The organism is Enterobacter sp. BNK-14 (assembly GCF_047456095.1).
Lineage (GTDB): Bacteria > Pseudomonadota > Gammaproteobacteria > Enterobacterales > Enterobacteriaceae > Enterobacter > Enterobacter kobei.
The window spans coordinates 1,782,149-1,800,208 of sequence record NZ_CP179897.1; the positions used below are offsets into that span (position 1 = coordinate 1,782,149).

Annotated in this window: 16 protein-coding genes; 4 read left to right on the forward strand and 12 right to left on the reverse strand. The window is 60.1% G+C overall.

Going from position 1 to position 18,060, the window contains the following annotated elements:
• Nucleotides 1–10 precede the first annotated feature (10 nt).
• Together norV and norW are read left to right on the forward strand one after the other, a co-directional pair.
• Complete coding sequence (norV, locus tag ACMGGM_RS08505; RefSeq protein ID WP_045134082.1) at nt 11–1,459, forward strand: anaerobic nitric oxide reductase flavorubredoxin; 1,449 nt, start codon at nt 11–13, stop codon at nt 1,457–1,459.
• The gene (gene norW, locus ACMGGM_RS08510; RefSeq protein ID WP_014884994.1) at nt 1,456–2,589 is read left to right on the forward strand and encodes an NADH:flavorubredoxin reductase NorW; all 1,134 of its coding nucleotides are present in this window, start codon (nt 1,456–1,458) and stop codon (nt 2,587–2,589) included. The genes norV and norW overlap by 4 nt, the downstream gene beginning before the upstream one ends.
• 71 nt (nt 2,590–2,660) lie before the next feature.
• On the opposite strand, the gene ACMGGM_RS08515 is transcribed toward norW, so the two are convergent.
• From ACMGGM_RS08515 to ACMGGM_RS08530, 4 genes are all read right to left on the reverse strand, one after another.
• On the reverse strand, nt 2,661–3,683 hold the full coding sequence (locus ACMGGM_RS08515; RefSeq protein WP_023337689.1) for a HoxN/HupN/NixA family nickel/cobalt transporter: 1,023 nt from the start codon (nt 3,681–3,683) through the stop codon (nt 2,661–2,663).
• A 1-nt stretch (nt 3,684) separates the two neighbouring features.
• Entirely contained in the window at nt 3,685–5,901 is a 2,217-nt protein-coding gene (hypF, locus tag ACMGGM_RS08520; protein WP_063943626.1) for a carbamoyltransferase HypF, read from the reverse strand.
• A 6-nt stretch (nt 5,902–5,907) separates the two neighbouring features.
• Nucleotides 5,908–6,453 (reverse strand): electron transport protein HydN, encoded by a 546-nt coding sequence (gene hydN / locus ACMGGM_RS08525; RefSeq protein ID WP_008499565.1) that lies wholly within the window; start codon nt 6,451–6,453, stop codon nt 5,908–5,910.
• A gap of 134 nt (nt 6,454–6,587) precedes the next feature.
• On the reverse strand, nt 6,588–7,601 hold the full coding sequence (locus ACMGGM_RS08530) for a LacI family DNA-binding transcriptional regulator (protein ID WP_023337691.1): 1,014 nt from the start codon (nt 7,599–7,601) through the stop codon (nt 6,588–6,590).
• Nucleotides 7,602–7,815: 214 nt separating this feature from the next.
• Between ACMGGM_RS08530 and ascF the strand changes: the two genes are divergently transcribed.
• Entirely contained in the window at nt 7,816–9,267 is a 1,452-nt protein-coding gene (gene ascF, locus ACMGGM_RS08535) for a PTS cellobiose/arbutin/salicin transporter subunit IIBC (protein WP_014884997.1), read from the forward strand.
• An 18-nt stretch (nt 9,268–9,285) separates the two neighbouring features.
• Nucleotides 9,286–10,710 (forward strand): 6-phospho-beta-glucosidase, encoded by a 1,425-nt coding sequence (locus tag ACMGGM_RS08540; protein WP_014884998.1) that lies wholly within the window; start codon nt 9,286–9,288, stop codon nt 10,708–10,710.
• An 87-nt stretch (nt 10,711–10,797) separates the two neighbouring features.
• On the opposite strand, the gene hycI is transcribed toward ACMGGM_RS08540, so the two are convergent.
• From hycI to ACMGGM_RS08580, 8 genes are read right to left on the reverse strand one after another with little or no spacing between them, the layout of a single operon-like run.
• Entirely contained in the window at nt 10,798–11,253 is a 456-nt protein-coding gene (gene hycI, locus ACMGGM_RS08545; RefSeq protein WP_014884999.1) for a hydrogenase maturation peptidase HycI, read from the reverse strand.
• Nucleotides 11,246–11,656 carry a formate hydrogenlyase maturation HycH family protein gene (locus ACMGGM_RS08550; protein WP_063943624.1) on the reverse strand — a complete coding sequence of 137 codons (411 nt, stop codon included), beginning with the start codon at nt 11,654–11,656 and terminating at the stop codon, nt 11,246–11,248. The genes hycI and ACMGGM_RS08550 overlap by 8 nt, the downstream gene beginning before the upstream one ends.
• Nucleotides 11,653–12,420 (reverse strand): NADH-quinone oxidoreductase subunit B family protein, encoded by a 768-nt coding sequence (locus ACMGGM_RS08555; RefSeq protein ID WP_014885001.1) that lies wholly within the window; start codon nt 12,418–12,420, stop codon nt 11,653–11,655. Before ACMGGM_RS08555 ends, ACMGGM_RS08550 begins: the two co-directional genes overlap by 4 nt.
• Nucleotides 12,420–12,962 carry a formate hydrogenlyase complex iron-sulfur subunit gene (locus ACMGGM_RS08560; RefSeq protein ID WP_014885002.1) on the reverse strand — a complete coding sequence of 181 codons (543 nt, stop codon included), beginning with the start codon at nt 12,960–12,962 and terminating at the stop codon, nt 12,420–12,422. Before ACMGGM_RS08560 ends, ACMGGM_RS08555 begins: the two co-directional genes overlap by 1 nt.
• 9 nt (nt 12,963–12,971) lie before the next feature.
• Entirely contained in the window at nt 12,972–14,681 is a 1,710-nt protein-coding gene (hycE, locus tag ACMGGM_RS08565) for a formate hydrogenlyase subunit HycE (RefSeq protein WP_014885003.1), read from the reverse strand.
• Between the two features lie 15 nt (nt 14,682–14,696).
• Nucleotides 14,697–15,620 carry a respiratory chain complex I subunit 1 family protein gene (locus ACMGGM_RS08570; RefSeq protein WP_023331167.1) on the reverse strand — a complete coding sequence of 308 codons (924 nt, stop codon included), beginning with the start codon at nt 15,618–15,620 and terminating at the stop codon, nt 14,697–14,699.
• Nucleotide 15,621: 1 nt separating this feature from the next.
• Complete coding sequence (hycC, locus tag ACMGGM_RS08575; protein ID WP_063943622.1) at nt 15,622–17,436, reverse strand: formate hydrogenlyase subunit 3; 1,815 nt, start codon at nt 17,434–17,436, stop codon at nt 15,622–15,624.
• Entirely contained in the window at nt 17,433–18,041 is a 609-nt protein-coding gene (locus ACMGGM_RS08580) for a 4Fe-4S dicluster domain-containing protein (RefSeq protein ID WP_047027321.1), read from the reverse strand. The genes hycC and ACMGGM_RS08580 overlap by 4 nt, the downstream gene beginning before the upstream one ends.
• Nucleotides 18,042–18,060: the final 19 nt, after the last annotated feature.

Here is an 18,060-nt window from a genome sequence, read left to right on the forward strand (position 1 = left end):
TGAGGTTGCTATGTCTATTCTGGTTAAAAATAACATTCATTGGGTGGGTCAACGTGACTGGGAGGTGCGTGATTTCCACGGGACGGAATACAAAACGCTGCGCGGCAGCAGCTACAACAGCTATCTTATCCGTGAAGGCAAAAACGTCCTGATCGATACCGTCGATCATAAATTCAGCCGCGAGTTCGTGCAGAACCTGCGCAGCGAAATCGATCTCGACGCAATCGACTACATCATCATCAACCACGCGGAAGAGGATCACGCCGGTGCGTTGACCGAGCTGATGTCGTACATTCCGAATACACCGATCTACTGCACCACCAACGCCATCGACTCGATCAACGGTCATCACCACCATCCGGAGTGGAATTTCCACACCGTGAAAACCGGCGACTCGCTGGATATCGGCAACGGCAAACAGCTGATCTTCGTTGAAACCCCGATGCTGCACTGGCCGGACAGCATGATGACCTACATGACCGGCGACGCGGTATTGTTCAGCAACGACGCCTTTGGCCAGCACTACTGTGACGAACGCCTGTTCAATGATGAAGTGGATCAGACCGAACTGTTTGAGCAGTGCCAGCGCTACTACGCCAACATTCTGACCCCGTTCAGCCGTCTGGTGACGCCAAAAATCACCGAGATCCTCGGCTTTAACCTGCCGGTGGACATGATTGCCACCTCCCACGGCGTGGTGTGGCGTGAAAACCCCACCCAGATCGTTGAGCTGTACCTGAAATGGGCGGCGGATTATCAGGAAGACCGCATCACGATTTTCTACGACACCATGTCCAATAACACCCGCATGATGGCGGACGCCATTGCCCAGGGCATCAACGAAGTGGATCCGAACGTAGCGGTGAAAATCTTCAACGTGGCGCGCAGCGATAAAAACGAGATCCTCACCAATGTCTTCCGCTCAAAAGGCGTGCTGGTGGGCACCTCCACGATGAACAACGTGATGATGCCGAAAATTGCTGGCCTGGTGGAAGAGATGACCGGCCTGCGTTTTCGCAACAAACGCGCCAGCGCGTTTGGCTCTCACGGCTGGAGCGGCGGCGCGGTAGATCGCCTCTCTACCCGTCTGCAGGATGCAGGTTTTGAGATGTCCCTGAGTCTGAAAGCGAAATGGCGCCCGGATATCGACGCGCTGGAAATTTGCCGTCAGCATGGCCGCGACATTGCCCGTCAGTGGGCGCTCGCACCGCTTCCTGAGGCGTCTGCAAAACCTACCGAACAGCAGGAAGCCTGTGCCTGTGCAGCTGCCGATGCTGCACACCTCGGCCCACGCATGCAGTGCAGCGTTTGCCAGTGGATATATGACCCGGAACGGGGCGAACCCCTTCAGGACGTTGCCCCGGGCACACCGTGGTGCGACGTGCCGGATACCTTCCTCTGCCCGGAATGTTCCCTCGGTAAAGACGTCTTTGACGAACTGGGTACGGAGGCAAAATGAATCACGGAATCGTCATCATCGGTTCGGGCTTCGCCGCCCGCCAGCTGGTGAAAAATATCCGCAAACAGGACGCTAACGTGCCGGTGACGGTGATCGCTGCCGACAGCATGGATGAGTACAACAAGCCTGATTTAAGCCATGTCATCAGCCAGAATCAGCGCGCCGAAGACCTCACCCGCCAGACGGCGGGGGAGTTCGCGGAACAGTTTAACCTGCGCCTGTTTCCCTACACCTGGGTTACCGATATCGACGCCGCCGCGCACGTCGTGAAGGCGAAAGACAAAATCTGGCAGTACGACAAGCTGGTGCTGGCCACAGGGGCCTCTGCCTTTGTGCCGCCCGTTGAAGGGCGAGAGCTGATGATCACCCTAAACAGCCAGCAGGAGTATCAGGCAAGCGAAACGGGGCTTCGCGATGCGCAACGCGTGATGATCGTCGGCGGTGGGCTGATTGGTACCGAGCTGGCGATGGATTTCTGCCGCGCGGGTAAAACCGTTACCCTGGTTGACCACGCGGCGAGCATTCTGTCGGCGCTGATGCCCGCAGAAGTAAGCAGCCGCTTACAGCATCGACTGACCAACATGGGCGTCCATCTGCTGCTCAAATCGCAGTTACAGAGTCTGAGCAAAACCGCAGGCGGCATTCGTGGGGCGCTCGACCGCAACCGCAGCGTTGAGGTGGATGCGGTGGTTGCCGCGACGGGTCTGCGCCCGGAAACCGCGCTGGCACATCGCGCAGGCGCCGAAACAGACCGCGGCGTAAAGGTCGACAGCTACCTGCAAACCTCACAGCCGGACATTTATGCCCTGGGCGACTGCGCGGAAATTAATGGCCGGGTGCTGCCGTTTCTGCAACCGATCCAGTTGAGCGCCATGGTCCTGGCGAAAAACCTGATCGGCGTCAGCGCGCCGCTAAAGCTTCCGCCGATGCTGGTGAAGGTGAAAACGCCGGACCTGCCGCTGCACCTTGCGGGAGAAACGCAGCGACAGGATCTGAACTGGCAAATCGCCATTGAATCACAGGGGATGGTGGCGCGCGGCATCGACGCAGATGACCAACTGCGCGCCTTTGTGGTGAGCGAAGAGAGAATGAAGGAGGCGTTTGCGCTGCTGAAATCGCTACCTGCTTAACCGTCGTATTGCCGGGTGGCGCTGCGCTTACCCGGCCTACAAAACAACAAAAAGAGAGTTGAGGCAAAAATTCAGGAGCGCACCACCAGCGCATCGTAGCCGCGCCAGCGGTAGTTGGCCATGGAGATCAGCCAGCAGGCGACAAACAGCCCGACCACCACAAATCCGGCGTTGCCGAGGTTATCGTTTACCGCGCCCACCGCATCCCAGATGCCGCCGCTAAGGGCAAATTTATCCATCAGCAGACCCAGCGCTTCCAGCCCACCAATGAACAGCGCCACCACCACGGAGGTACCGGTAATGGTCATGTTGTAGTAGAGCTTGCGCTGCGGTTTGTTAAACGCCCAGCCGTAGGCACCGACCATCAGCAAATTGTCGAGGGTATCCACCAGCGCCATACCGCTGGCGAAGAGCGCCGGGAAGATCATGATTGACCACACCGACATCCCGCTGGAGGCGCTGGCGGCAGAAATCCCCAGCACGCCAATTTCAGTGGCGGTATCAAACCCGAGACCAAACAGGAAGCCCACCAGGTACATCTGCCAGCTTTTATTGACGAGGCGGAAGGTTTTGCCAAACAGCCAGCTCATCACCCCACCCTGGGCGGGAAGCTCCACGTCGCTGCGGGCCGCATGCCCCTTTTTCAGCGCCTGGAAACTGCACCATACGCCGCGCAAAATCACCATATTCACCAGCGCCATCGCCAGCAGGAAGGTGGCGGAAACGGCGGTGCCAATCAGGCTCCCGGTCTCGTGGAACCATGCCATATTTTTCTGAAACGCCGTGGCGGTGGCGGCGATAGCGATGGAAGCCAGCACCACGATGGTGGAGTGCCCCAGCGAGAACCACGCCCCCACGCCGGACGGGCGTTTGCCCTGCTGCATCATCTTACGCGTCACGGTATCAATGGCAGCAATGTGGTCGGCATCCACCGCATGACGCAGCCCGTAACACCAGGCCAGCAGGCTTGCCGCCATCAGCGCCGTACTGCCGCTGAAGGTGTGCCATGCCCAGCCCCAGGCCAGCAGGTTTGCCATTACCAGTGCCAGCAGCAGAAGCGCGGCGCGAGGTTCATTGCGTAACAGTCGTAACATTTTAAATCCTTTGTGAACATGACCGGGCAGCGGCGACCACCGCCTGCCCGAAGGAGATCGCTCCGTCACCTGCAGGCAGGCGCGAAGGAAAAAGAAGCGTAAAGTCAGAAAGATAATGCCGCAGGCGCGCGCGCAGCAGGCGGTTATGTAACACACCGCCACTGAGGCAGATTGTTGAAAGCGATAAGCGTCGGGCATGGGATGCGGCATGCTCCGACAGCCCTCTGGCCAGCGCATCGTGAAACGCCCACGCGCGCTCGCAGGGCTCCGCCTGCCAGGCAAGCCACTGTTGCCAGAAAAGTGCAAGGTCGTCCACCGACAGCGTAACCGGGTGTTTCACACCGTTGCACCGTGCCGCCAGCGCCTCCAGCCTGCAGGCCGCTTCGCCTTCGTAGCGCTGCGTATCGATGCCCAGCGCACAGGCAACCGCATCAAACAGGCGTCCACAGGACGAGGCCCGCGGCGCGTTGATGCCACGCTGGATCGCCGTCGCCAGTAGCGGCCAGTTCTGGCCCTGCACTGCCCGCGTTTCCGGGAACTGCTGCCAGTCAGGCACAAAGGCCAGGCAGTGGGCGAGCAAATTGCGCCACGGCTGTTTCGCTGCCAGATCGCCCCCCGGCAGCGCAACGGCAGGCAGGCCACCCAAATGTTCGCAGTCGACATAGTTCACCCGCAGGCACTCTCCGCCCCACAGCGCGCCGTTCTCGCCCATGCCGATCCCGTCCAGCGTCAGGGCGATAACGTCCCCACCGCCGAGCGGCCAGCCATTTTCAGCCAGACACGCCGCCGCATGGGCATGATGATGCAGCACGGTTTCAACGGGCAGCGCCTGCTCCAGCGCCCACTGACGGGCGTGATACGCCGGATGGGCATCGCACACGACACGCGCGGGCTTAAAGGCATAAACCTGTTGCATCATTGCCAGCGCCGAACGCCACTGTGCGTCGACCCCCTCGTCACTGAGATCGCCAAAATGCGGGCTCAACACAGCCTGATTTCCGCGCACCAGGCAGAAGGTATTTTTCATCTCTGCCCCGGTTGACAATATGGCAGGGATATCGTCAAACCCGGCGGGTAACGTGATGGCATCCGGCACAAAACCGCGCGCGCGACGCAGCATCGCGCCATCCCGATCCACCACCGAATCATCCATCCGTTGCAGAATATCGCGGTTGTGCAGCAGGAAGCCGTCAGCCATGTCGCGGAGCGCATCCAGCGCTTCCTGATTCGTCATCGCAGGCGGGTGGCCGCTGAGGTTACCGGAGGTCATCACCAGCGGACGCTGGCAGTCCATCATCAGTAAATGCTGAATCGGATTCGCAGGCAGCATCACGCCGACACAATCTAGCCCCGGCGCAATGGCCTCAGGCAGCGCGGGAAGCGAGGCTTTGGGCGTCAACACAATGGGCGCAGCAGGAGAGCGTAGCAGGGTCTGCATCGCCTCCGGCAGGTCATCCGCATCGGGGATCATCACCGCCAGCGGCTTCGTCGGGCGCTGTTTGCGTGCCCGTAGCGTCGCCACCGCCTGCGGGTTAAGCGCGTCGCAGGCAAGGTGAAAGCCTCCCAGCCCCTTGATGGCGACAATACCGCCGCTTTTTAGCTTCTCCACTGCGGCGCGTAATGCCGGTTCGCGCGTGGCGACGCTGTCCCCGGCTCGCCACATCAGCGCTGGACCGCAGTCCGGGCAGGCCACCGGCTGAGCGTGGAAACGCCGATCGGCCGGGTTGCGATACTCGGTTTCACACGGTGCGCACAGCGGGAAGTCGGCCATTGACGTGGCCGGGCGATCGTAGGGCATGGCGCGGATGATGGTGAAGCGCGGGCCGCAATGGGTACAGTTGATAAACGGGTAACGATAACGGCGCTCGCGGGGATCGCGCATCTCCGCCAGGCACGCCGGACAGGTGGCGGCATCCGGCACGATTTGCGTGTCCATCGCCCCGCTCTCGCTCTGGCGGATGGTAAAATCCGTCGGCAGAGCGGACCAGCTAAAGGGCTGCGTGTCTACGTCGTCAATCCGCGCCAGCGGTGGGCAGTCCTGGCGCAGCCTCGCGGTAAAGTCCCCCCCATTACCCGCGAGACGCACCAGGACACCCTCTCCGTCGTTACAGACGTCGCCCGTCAGCATCATCTGGTGAGCCAGCTGCCAGACAAAGGGACGAAACCCCACGCCCTGCACTTTGCCACGCACCCGAAGCTGTACGCCGTTAACGTTCATTGCGACTTAAAACAGCAGCGATGACGAGGTGTCGAACGCCGCGCGACGGCGTTTTTCTGCGCTCATCTGCTCGAGCTTGTCGCGATCCACGCAGACCAGCGCGTGGGTCGGGCAGGCTTCCATACAGGCCGGGCCAGCTTCGCGGTGGTAGCAAAGGTCGCATTTGTTGGCCTCGGCTTTCTCCGCCCGCACGCTCAGGCCCATACCGCTATTGCGTACTACCGGACGGACAACCACTTCCATCGCGCCATACGGGCAGGCGACCACGCAGGTTTTACAGCCAATGCAGCGCTCCTGCATCACATGCACAAAGCCCTTCTCGCGTTTAATCGCCCCGTTCGGGCAGACGTTCGCGCACGGTGCGTCTTCGCACTGGCGACAAATAGCGGCGGTGGAAATATTCACGCCTTTAATGACGTGGATGCGTGGCAAAAACGTGTCGGGGGTAAGTGATGCGCAATCCTGCTCCGCCTGATGGGAAACCACGCACGCCACTTCACAGGTACGGCAACCAATGCACTTACTGGCATCGGCCATAATAAAACGGTTCATCTGCTTCTCCAGCATTACAGTTATGCGCGGAGCTATTCATAAACCGTGCCAATTATTAAACAATTGATTTTAAACGACTTTAAAAATCACAGTCGCGCTGTCATCGTCACTTATGACGATGACAGCTGTCGACATCAGCAGTGGGGGCCGTCAGTCACGGAGTCGCGCAGGATAAGCTCGCCGGAGAACGTTTGCTGATATTTGAATTCACCGCCGTCGAGCATGAAAATCAGACGACTGATGGTTTCCTGGATCATCTCCGTGACCGGAATACGCACGCTGGAGAGCGAAGGCACAATGTACGGCGCTATCGCCACGTCGTCGAAGCCGATAACTGACACCGCGTCCGGCGTGGCAACGCCGCTCTCGTGCAGCTGTTTAATGGCGCCAATCGCCATGTCGTCATTGCTCGCCACCAGCGCCGTAAAGCGTTCGCCGCGTGCGAGCAGTTCGGATACCGCCGCCGCGCCGCTGGCCGGGTTCCACTTCCCTTCGGCGATAAGCTCGTCGCGCAGGGCAATACCGTGCTGCGTCAGCGCATCTTTGTAACCGGACAGTCGCTCAACGCCGGTCGGGGAATCCAGCGAACCGGTGATAAACGCAATCTCCCGGTGCCCTTTTGCAATCAGCTGCGACACCGCGTCCTGACAGGAAGCTTTATGATCGGACCAGACGCTGTGGCTGCTGTTTTTCCGCAGACGGCGGTTGAGCACCATAATCGGCTGCTCACACTTCTCGACGATCGCATCCAGTTCATCCACGTTCAAAAAGCGCGGGTAGATGATCACCGCGTCGCAGCGCATATCGAGCAGATACTGGATCGCCTCGCGCTCTTCATCGGCGCTGTGCTTGCCGTCCGCGAGGATCAACTGCCGCCCTTTCTCTTCCGTCATTCGTGCGGCATGAAACAGCAGTTCGCTAAAGTAGACGCCGTGATAAAGGGTGTTCGTCACCACCAGCCCCAGGGTCTGGGTACGTTTGGTCGCCAGGTTTCGCGCCAGTAAATTCGGGCGATAACCGCTCTCTTCAATGGCCTGAAAAACCCGGTCTTTGGTCTCCTGGCTGACATAGCCATTTCCCGACAGCACGCGGGATACCGTCGCTTTCGAAACGCCTGCCCGCTTCGCCACTTCAAGCATCGTGGTCATGTTGTTATCCCATCTGAATCTGATGAAGCGCAGTGTACTGCACTGCAGAAAAATTGTCGCAGCGGCGAAATCACGCTTTCGCCACCGACCAGTGATCGTCATCACGAATTGAAAAAATGACCAAAAAGCGATCTTGTTTCACTCAAAGAAACTCATGATGATTATGTGGAACCGGTTTCCTACATTTCACACAACGATAACAGGATCACATCCGATGGCCAAAAATTACGCTGCGCTGGCGAACGACGTTATCAGCGCGCTGGGCGGCAAAGAGAACATCGTCGCCGTCACCCACTGCATGACGCGACTGCGTTTCGTTCTGAAAGACGAAACCCTCACCGACGCCGCGCGCCTGAAAAGCATCAGCGGCGTGCTTGGCGTAGTGCGTAACGACAACCAGTGCCAGGTGATCATTGGCAACACGGTTTCTCAGGCCTACCGCGAAGTGGTCAGCCTGCTGCCCGTTGACCTGCAGCCCGCGGTGCCGGAAGGCCCGCAGAAGCTGACGTTACGCCGCATTGGTGCCGGGATCCTCGACGCGCTGATCGGCACCATGTCGCCGCTGATCCCCGCGATCATCGGCGGTTCGATGGTCAAGCTGCTGGCGATGATCCTTGAGATGACCGGCGTGCTGCCAAAGGGCGCGCCAACGCTTACCATTCTGACGGTGATTGGCGACGGGGCATTCTTCTTCCTGCCGCTGATGGTGGCCGCCTCGGCGGCAGTGAAATTCAAAACCAATATGTCGCTGGCGATCGCCATTGCGGGCGTGCTGGTGCACCCGAGCTTTATCGAGCTGATGGCGAAAGCCGCGCAGGGCGAGCATGTTGAGTTCGCCTTTATCCCGGTGACGGCGGTGAAATACACCTACACCGTTATCCCCGCGCTGGTGATGACCTGGTGCCTGTCTTACATCGAACGCTGGGTCGATCGCATTACCCCGGCGGTGACGAAAAACTTCCTCAAGCCGATGCTGATCGTCCTGATTGCCGCCCCGCTCGCCATCGTGCTGATTGGGCCGCTCGGGATCTGGATCGGGAGCGCTATCTCCGCACTGGTTTACACCATTCACGGCTATCTGGGCTGGCTCTCCGTCGCCATCATGGGCGCACTCTGGCCGCTGCTGGTCATGACGGGGATGCACCGCGTCTTTACGCCAACCATCATTCAGACCATTGCCGAAACGGGTAAAGAAGGGATGGTCATGCCGTCAGAAATCGGCGCCAACCTGTCGCTCGGTGGTTCGTCTTTGGCGGTGGCATGGAAAACCAAAAACCCGGAACTGCGCCAGACGGCGCTGGCTGCGGCGGCTTCTGCCATCATGGCGGGGATCTCTGAACCGGCACTGTACGGTGTGGCGGTACGTCTCAAGCGTCCGCTGATTGCGAGCCTGATCAGCGGCTTTATCTGCGGCGCGGTGGCCGGCATCGCGGGTCTTGCCAGCCACTCCATGGCGGCGCCGGGGCTGTTTACCAGCGTGCAATTCTTCGATCCGGCCAACCCGATGACCATCGTCTGGGTATTCGGCGTGATGGCGCTGGCAGTCGTGCTGTCGTTTGTTCTGACCCTGCTGTTAGGGTTTGAGGATATCCCGGTCGAAGACGAGGCCGAAAAAGCGCGCGCTCTGCAGACCGCGCCGGTACAGAACAACGCAGCAAAAGCATAAATTGAAAGCGAGGTAAGAATGTCTGTTTTTCCACAAGGATTTTTATGGGGCGGCGCGCTTGCCGCTAACCAGAGTGAAGGTGCTTACCGTGAAGGCGGCAAAGGACTGACGACGGTCGATATGATCCCCCACGGCGCCAATCGTCTGGCGGTGAAGCTCGGCAAGGAAAAGCGTTTTTCGCTGCGTGACGACGAGTTTTACCCGAGCCACGAGGCGATTGATTTTTACCATCGCTATAAAGAAGACATCGCCCTGATGGCGGAGATGGGCTTTACGGTATTCCGCACCTCGATTGCCTGGAGCCGCCTCTACCCGAACGGTGACGAACCGCTGCCGAACAAAGAGGGCATAGCCTTTTACCGCGCGGTATTTGAGGAGTGCAAAAAGTACAACATCGAGCCGCTGGTCACGCTCTGCCACTTCGACGTGCCGATGCACCTTGTGACGGAATACGGCTCCTGGCGCAACCGCAAGATGGTCGACTTCTTCGCCCGCTACGCCCGCACCTGCTTTGAGGCGTTTGACGGGCTGGTAAAATACTGGCTGACTTTCAACGAAATCAACATCATGCTGCACAGCCCGTTCTCCGGTGCCGGGCTGGTGTTTGAGGAAGGTGAAAACGAAGATCAGGTAAAATATCAGGCCGCGCACCACGAGCTGGTGGCGAGCGCGCTGGCAACCAAAATCGCTCACGAGGTGAACCCGGAAAATCAGGTGGGCTGCATGCTGGCGGGCGGTAACTTCTATCCGTACTCCTGCAAACCGGAAGACGTGTGGATGGCGCTGGAGAAAGACCGCGAGAACCTGTTCTTTATCGACGTGCAGGCACGCGGCCGCTATCCGGCCTACTCGGATCGCGTGTTCCGTGAGAAAGGCGTGGTCATTGTCAAAGACACCGGCGATGACGAGCTGCTGAAAAACACCGTCGATTTTGTCTCGTTCAGCTATTACGCCTCGCGCTGCGCGTCGGCGGATATGAACGCGGGCAACACCAGCGCGGCAAACATCGTGAAGTCCCTGCGTAACCCGCACATTCAGGTGAGCGAATGGGGCTGGGGCATTGACCCGCTTGGCCTGCGCATCACCATGAACATGATGTACGACCGCTACCAAAAGCCGCTGTTCCTGGTGGAAAACGGCCTGGGTGCGAAAGATGTCATTGATGAAAACGGCGAGATTAACGACGACTACCGCATCAGCTATCTGCGCGAGCATATCCGCGCGATGGGTGATGCGATTGAGGACGGCGTGCCGCTGATGGGCTACACCACCTGGGGCTGTATCGACCTTGTTTCAGCGTCTACCGGCGAAATGAGCAAACGCTACGGGTTCGTGTACGTTGACCGCGACGATGCGGGGAACGGCACGCTGGACCGGAAGCGCAAGAAATCGTTCTGGTGGTATAAGAAGGTGATTGCGAGTAACGGGGGCGATCTCGAGTAGCCTGTTGCCCTCACCCCGGCTCTCTCCCACAGGGAGAGGGAACGGGTTTGGCAGGCCGGGTAAGGCGAAGCCGCCACCCGGCACTGCTCAGAGCGGAGAAAACCCCCCGTCCCCAACCCACCCTTCAAGCCGTGAATAAACCACTTCCACCGCCTCTTTTACCGGCGGCGTCATCGGGTAATAAAACCCAACAATGTCCGGCTGAATCCCCAGAAACAGCACCTCACCCACGTCGTCCTTGATCTGATCCACCAGATAATTCAGCGGCATATTGTGGGTCGTCATCATAAACATCCCGGCAATGTCGTCCGGGTCAATGAGTCGGATCTCTCCGGGGTTGAGCCCCATATCGGTAGCATCGACAATCAGCAGCCTCTCCGGGCGCAGCTCGCGGATGGCGACCACGTCATTTTCTGGCGCGCTACCGCCGTCAATCACCACCCAGTTGCCCTGCGGGTTCGCGGCGCACATCTCTGCCAGCAGCGGGCCCGCGCCGTCGTCGCCCATCATGCTGTTGCCGACACACAGTAAAACGTCAGTCACGTAATCTCCTCACCATCAGGTAGATGGCACTCTCCTGATGAATATCATGCAGCATGCCGAGCAACGTTTTGCTCCACGCCTGCTGTTCGGCGGATTGCCTGCTCAGCGCCGCATCAAAGGCCTTGGCGAGTATCGCAATGTGGTTGGCATCGATGACGATCTCACCGTACTTTGGCACGCCTTCCATTTTACGCCGTGCCGTGCTGCCCTCCTCCAGCGTGGCGATCCACGCCAGGTACTCAGGCCAGGGGCAGCTCAGCGCGGCCTCCAGACAGTCAATCACCCCGAGGTGATGCCCAATCGCCAGGCTGTAATAGACCACCTGCTGCGCCGCATCCGGCGTGGCATCGTTCTCATCAATAAACTTACGGCTCAGTTGACTGAACACCACCGTTTCACTCATCGGATACGCGCCTCGTCCACAATGCTGTTCAGGTTCGCCACAATCTCATTCAGACGCGGATCGTTTTCCGCCTCCAGCCAGCGGGCTACCTGCTGCTCGCCCTGACTCAGCAAACGCAGATAATCGTCGGCAATCTGACGACCATAACGGTAACCCGCCAGCCTGCGCGCCGTGCGGTCGACCTTCACCCGCAGCGGCTGCACCATATCCGGATGGAGGAGCATCGCGGGCTGGTTGTCGAGCTCGCCCGGTTCACGGGCGTGGATTTTCTGCTCCAGCAGGCCAAGCGCCATCGCAAAGCCGTACAGCGTGGCGGCAGGCGTCGGCGGGCAGCCCGGAATGTAAACATCCACCGGTACGATTTTGTCGGTGCCGCCCCAGACGCAGTAGAGATCGTGGAAGATGCCGCCGCTGTTGCCGCAGGCACCGTAGGAGATGCAGATTTTCGGGTCTGGCGCAGACTGCCAGGCACGCAGCGCGGGCGAGCGCATGGCACGGGTGACCGCCCCGGTAAACAGCAGAATATCCGCATGGCGCGGAGACGGCACCACTTTGATACCGAAGCGTTCAGCGTCAAACAGCGGCGACAGCGTAGCGAAGATCTCGATCTCGCAGCCGTTACAGCCGCCGCAGTCCACGCGGTAGACGTAGGCCGAACGTTTGATTTTTTTCAGCAGCGACGCCTTCATGCTGGCAATGGATTCCTCCACCGTCATTGGCACCGGCATGCCATTGTCGTCGCGCGGGCCGAGTAAGTGTTCCATCAGCTGGCCTCTCTCATATGGCGGGTGATATCAATCCGGTCGGACGGCAGCAGGCATTTCTGACGCTTACACTCCGGGCAGGTTTCAAAACTTTCACGGTGATGTTCCGCCCGGACGTCACCGTTGTGCTGCAGCAGCGCGATGGCGTAGTCGATCTCTTTTTGCACGGCGAACGGACGCTTGCAGACGCGGCAGTGACACAGCGCGAAACGCGACTGCTGGAGGAAATCGGCTTTCTTCCACACTGCCAGCTCGTACTCCTGCGACAGGCGAATGGCGACCGTCGGGCAAACTTCCTCGCAGCGGCCGCAGAAAATGCAGCGTCCGAGGTTAAACTGCCAGGCCAGTTCGCCGGTTTTGAGATCCGTTTCCACCGTCAGGGCATTCGACGGGCAGGCATTGACGCAGGCCGCGCAGCCTATGCACTGCTGCGGATTGTGCTCCGGCTTGCCGCGAAAGTTTTTATCGACCGGCATCGGCTCCAGCGGATAACGGCTGGTCTGCGTGCCGGTTTTGATCACTTTTTTGATAAAGGTAAACATGACGAGTCCTTATTTCAGCGGCGAGTTCTTACGCTCGATGCTGTAGCGCTCAAGCTCTTTGTACGGCACCACCTGGCTTTTCTTCTTGCGCACGTCCACCACGGTCATGCGGTCGGTGCAGGAGTAGCACGGGTCGAGGCTACCGATGATCAGCGGCGCATCGGAGACCGTATTGCCGCGCAGCATGTAGCGCAGCGTTGGCCAGTTGGCGTAGGTCGCCGCACGGCAGCGCCAGCGGTAGAGCTTCTGGTTGTCGCCAGTCATGCTCCAGTGGATATCGTCCCCGCGCGGCGCTTCTGCAAAGCCGAGCGCGAAGCGGTTCGGGATGTAGGTGAAGCCCTCTACCATCAGCGGACCGCCCGGCAGGTTATCGAGGCCGAAGTCGATCATGTTCAGGGCAGTGAACACCTCGTTAATGCGGACTTTCAGACGTGAGATGACGTCGCAGCCCTGCTCGCTGTGCACGGTCATGGGCAGCAGGCCGTAGCCGACGAACGGGTGATCGGCGCGGGTGTCGCGGGCGTGGCCGCTGGCGCGCACCATCGGGCCGACGTTGCTGAAGTCGCGGGCAATTTCCGGATCAAGACGGCCAATCCCTACGGTGCGCTGCTCGATGTTTGGCGTGCTGAGCAGCATATCCACCAGCTCCTGCACGTCCCGGCGCATCTGCTGCGCCAGCTGACGGGTCTGGATCATGTCATCTTTCAGCAGGTCGCGGCGGATCCCGCCGATCAGGTTCAGCCCGTAGGTTTTACGCGCCCCGGTGAGGATCTCCGCCATCTTCATCGAGGCTTCACGCACGCGGAAGAACTGCATAAACCCGGAGTCAAAACCGACGAAGTGGCAGGCCAGGCCGAGGTTTAGCAGGTGCGAGTGCAGACGTTCCACCTCCAGCAGAATGGCGCGGATCATCTGCGCACGTTCCGGCACCACGATCCCCATGCCGTTCTCTACCGACGTGGTGTACGCGGTGCTGTGGGCAAAGCCGCAGATGCCGCACACGCGGTCAGAAAGGAACGTCACTTCGTTGTAGCCCATGCGGGTTTCCGCCAGCTTTTCCATGCCGCGATGGACGTAGAAGAGGCGGTAGTCGGCGTCGATAATGTTTTCGCCGTCGACGAACAGGCGAAAATGGCCCGGTTCGTCGGAGGTGACGTGCAGCGGGCCAATCGGCACCACGTTGTTCTTTTTACTGCCCAGCTCGTTAATGAACTCGTAGGTTTCGCTGTCGGTGGTCGGCGCCGGGCGCTGGCGGTAGTCCATGCTGTCTTTACGCAGCGGATAGAGTTCATCCGGCCAGTCGTCCGGCAGCACCAGACGGCGCTCGTCCGGCAGGCCGACCGGCACCAGGCCGTACATGTCGCGCACTTCGCGTTCGCCCCAGACGGCAGCAGGCACCCGCGGCGTAACGGACGGATATTCCGGCTTATTCGGATCGACTTCGACGCGCACGGTCAGCCAGCACTTCTCGCCCTGCTCCATCGACATCACGTAGTACACGGCGTAATTGCCACATAGCTGGCGCTCGTCGTTACCGAACAGCACCGACAGCCAGCCGCCCTGCTGGTAGTAAAGAAACTCCACCACCTCCGGCAGGTAGTTCACCTTTATGGTGACGGTGATCTGGTCTTTGGTTTGCCAGGACTCTTCCAGCACCACGCCGGGGAAAGCCTGGTGCAACGCGGCGAGATACTGCTGACCTTTCTTTTCTTCAGACATAAACACTCTCTTTAATCACGCCACCAGCAAGGAGACGAACGCTAAAAATGCAAAGCCAAAACCGGCCCAGGTGATGCGCGAGGTCGCCACAAAACGCAGACGCGCCATGCTGTTCTCGAACAGCGCAATCACCAGCACGCCGATAAGCAGCTTGATTGCAGCAACCACGACGGCCAGCACCAGGCCGCCCGCGGAAAAGTGCGTCATCTGCCCCCACGGGAAGAAGACGCCGACAAACATCTGCAACACCACCAGCTGCTTGAGGCTGATCCCCCACTTCAGTACCGCAAAGCCGTAGCCGCTGTATTCGGTGAGTGGCCCCTCCTGTAATTCCTGCTCGGCTTCCGCGAGATCGAACGGCAGTTTGCCCATCTCAATAAACGTGGCGAACGCGCAGGCGCAGAGTGCCAGCACCAGCGGAATGGAGCGGCTTACCGGCCAGTGATAAACGGTATGGGTGATAAAGCTGATATGGGTGGAGCCTGCGACCTGCGCGGCGACCCACAGCCCCAGCAGCAGGATCGGCTCAACCAGCACACCCAGCATCGCCTCGCGGCTGGCACCGAGGCCGGTAAACGGACTCCCGGTGTCCAGACCCGCAATCGCAAAGAAGAAACGGGCGATGGCGAAGAGGTAGATAAGCGTGATCAGATCGCCGAGCGCAGGCAGCGGTGAGCCCACCGTGACGACGGGCAGCGCGGTGGCGATGGTGAGCATCACGCCAACCATCACAAACGGCGTCAGGCGAAAGACCCAGCCTGCGGCATCGGGCGCCACGCTCTGGCGAGAGAGCAGCTTGAAGAGATCGCGGTACTCCTGGAGCACGCCAGGCCCGCGACGGTTGTGCATCCGGGCGCGCGCCACGCGCGTGATGCCCGAGAGCAGCGGCGCAACGGCAAACAGCACCAGCGCCTGAAGAATTGCCAGTAACAGACTCATGTCAGGCTCCTCGTGAAATCACAATGACCACCAGCACCGACAGCTCAATCAGCGCCAGACGGCGGAACAGTGCGGGCGCGGCAGCACTCTGCCAGCCCGGAACCCAACCCTGCGGGTTGAGCCAGTGGCGCAGCTTCAGCACGGCGGCGAAGTTCTCTTTTACCGGCATGGCGAAACCGTGGGCGGTGATGACCATTGACTGCTCGTGTTCGTAGCCGCAGGCCCAGGCTGCGCCGCGCGCACGGGAGGCGAGTCGATCGCGTTTAAAGAACAGCATCAGCACGAACGGCAGCAGCGGAGAGGTAATCAGCAGCAGGGCTATCATCGGTTGGGAAACGGTGGTTTGTGCCGTCTCAAGCGGCAACGGAATAGCGTTTCCGAGCAGCGGCAGCAGCCACGGCGCGGCAACCCCACCCGCGATGCAGCACAGCGCCAGCGCAACCACGCTGGTGGCCATCAATACCGGTGCACAGCAGGCATTTTCAGCCTCACGCGTGCGCGGTGCGCCAAGGAAGGTAACGCCGTAGACTTTCGCCATACACATCACCGCCAGCGCCCCGGTAATCGCCAGGCCGACCGCCAACAGCGGCCCCAGCAAACGGCCGATAAACGCATCGCTCTGACCGAGCGCGAAGAAAGACTGGTAGATCACCCACTCGCCGGCAAAACCGTTCAGTGGCGGCAGCGCGGCCATCGCCATCAGCCCCACCAGCATCGCCAGGGAAATCACCGGCATCTTTTTGCCAATGCCGCCGAGCTTTTCGATATCCCGATGACCGGTGCGGAACCAGACGCTGCCCGCGCCGAGGAACAGGGTGCTTTTAAACAGGCTGTGGTTGACGAGGTGATACAGACCACCGATAAACCCGGTGGCAATCAAGGCGGGCTGATTCAGCGCCAGACCGGTGACGCCCGCGCCAAGACCGAGCAGGATAATGCCGATATTTTCGAGCGTGTGGTACGCCAGCAAACGCTGGATGTTGTGCTCCATCAGCGCGTACAGGCCACCCACGAACGCGGTGATCATCCCGGCCAGCAGCAGCACGACACCCCACCACAGCGGCGGTTGCCCGCTGGTCAGCGTGAGTACCAAAATCCCGAACAAACCCACTTTCATCACCACCACAGAGAACAGCGCGGCGGCGGGCGCGGAGGCATTGGCATGCGCCTGCGGCACCCAGCCGTGCAGCGGGATGATCCCGGCGAGCAGGCCAAAGCCCACAACGCCCAGCAGCCAGACGTCATTCCCCAGCGGATGGCCGTTGAGCGCAGAGAAATCCAGCGTGCCAAAGCGTTGCCACACCAGCCAGCTGGCCAGCGCCAGCAGCAGCGTGCCGAGGCGACCGAGGGCAAACCACAGCTTGCCGGAGGCGCTATAGCCCGTCAGGAACACGCCGCACAGGGCCATAATTTCGGCCATCACCACCAGCGCGCCAAGATTGCTGGCGATAACGGTGCAGACCGCCGTCGCCATGAGCAGGTTTAGCAGCAGACCATTAGCTCTGGTGTGCTGGTGGCGGTGCCAGTCGATATTGAACAGGCTGACAAACAGCCCGCACAGACCGAACGTCACCAGCCAGATGGCATTCAGCGGCGTAATCTCAACGCTGTGACGAATCAGCGGCATCACGGCCTCTGTGGATTGCCCCCCCAGCAAAACGACACCGCCTGCCGCGAGCGTCATCAGGCTGCCGAGCGCCCCGCCGATACCGGCTATCCAGCCGCTCAGGATTTTATGGAAAGAGAAGAGCAGCGCCAGCACGGCGGCGGCCGCAAAGTACGCTACGGCGCTGTTAATCATGTCTATCGCGTTCATTTCGCCCCCTCGTTAAGCGCCTGCAGAAGCGAAAGATCGCCGATGTCAGTATTAATGGTCAGCTCGCGCTTGCGTTTGCTGGTACGGGCGATATCGCGGATGTTAACCAGAATGAGCGCCTTGGTCGGACAGGTCCGCACGCAGGCCGGTCCCTGTTCATCAAAGCTGCACAGGTCACACTTCACCGCCACGGCGCGGATGCCGGGAACCCAGTCCAGTAGCGTACTTACGCGTGCCGGAGCCGGTGGCGCGGGCGGCGCTTTCGGGGAGTTGGCATTGGCCGGAATGTGCAGCGGACGGCTGCCGGAAAATTCAATGGCGCCGAACGGGCAGGCAATGCCGCACAGCTTGCAGCTGACGCACAGGCTTTCGTTCAGCTGGACCGCGCCATCAACGCGGGTGATGGCATTCACCGGACAAACACCCGCGCAGGGGGCATCTTCACAGTGGTGGCAGAGCTGCGGAGCAGACTCTTTTTCATTACGCATGACGCGAAGGCGCGGCATGGACTGCAGCCCGTGCAGGCGGTGGGTTTCCGAACACGCCGCCTCACAGGTTCGACAGCCAATACAGACCGTCGAGTCAGCAATTACAAAACGGTTCACCGGGCAATCCTCAGGTGAT

Bases quoted from the DNA above. Each gene is read 5' to 3' on its own strand.
- hydN (WP_008499565.1), bottom strand. From the start codon at position 6,453: ATGAACCGTTTTATTATGGCCGATGCCAGTAAGTGCATTGGTTGCCGT.
- ascF (WP_014884997.1), top strand. From the start codon at position 7,816: ATGGCCAAAAATTACGCTGCGCTGGCGAACGACGTTATCAGCGCGCTG.
- ACMGGM_RS08515 (WP_023337689.1), bottom strand. From the start codon at position 3,683: ATGTTACGACTGTTACGCAATGAACCTCGCGCCGCGCTTCTGCTGCTG.
- norW (WP_014884994.1), top strand. From the start codon at position 1,456: ATGAATCACGGAATCGTCATCATCGGTTCGGGCTTCGCCGCCCGCCAG.
- hypF (WP_063943626.1), bottom strand. From the start codon at position 5,901: ATGAACGTTAACGGCGTACAGCTTCGGGTGCGTGGCAAAGTGCAGGGC.
- norV (WP_045134082.1), top strand. From the start codon at position 11: ATGTCTATTCTGGTTAAAAATAACATTCATTGGGTGGGTCAACGTGAC.
- hycC (WP_063943622.1), bottom strand. From the start codon at position 17,436: ATGAACGCGATAGACATGATTAACAGCGCCGTAGCGTACTTTGCGGCC.
- ACMGGM_RS08540 (WP_014884998.1), top strand. From the start codon at position 9,286: ATGTCTGTTTTTCCACAAGGATTTTTATGGGGCGGCGCGCTTGCCGCT.
- ACMGGM_RS08550 (WP_063943624.1), bottom strand. From the start codon at position 11,656: ATGAGTGAAACGGTGGTGTTCAGTCAACTGAGCCGTAAGTTTATTGAT.
- ACMGGM_RS08530 (WP_023337691.1), bottom strand. From the start codon at position 7,601: ATGACCACGATGCTTGAAGTGGCGAAGCGGGCAGGCGTTTCGAAAGCG.
- ACMGGM_RS08570 (WP_023331167.1), bottom strand. From the start codon at position 15,620: ATGAGTCTGTTACTGGCAATTCTTCAGGCGCTGGTGCTGTTTGCCGTT.
- ACMGGM_RS08560 (WP_014885002.1), bottom strand. From the start codon at position 12,962: ATGTTTACCTTTATCAAAAAAGTGATCAAAACCGGCACGCAGACCAGC.
- ACMGGM_RS08555 (WP_014885001.1), bottom strand. From the start codon at position 12,420: ATGGAACACTTACTCGGCCCGCGCGACGACAATGGCATGCCGGTGCCA.
- hycE (WP_014885003.1), bottom strand. From the start codon at position 14,681: ATGTCTGAAGAAAAGAAAGGTCAGCAGTATCTCGCCGCGTTGCACCAG.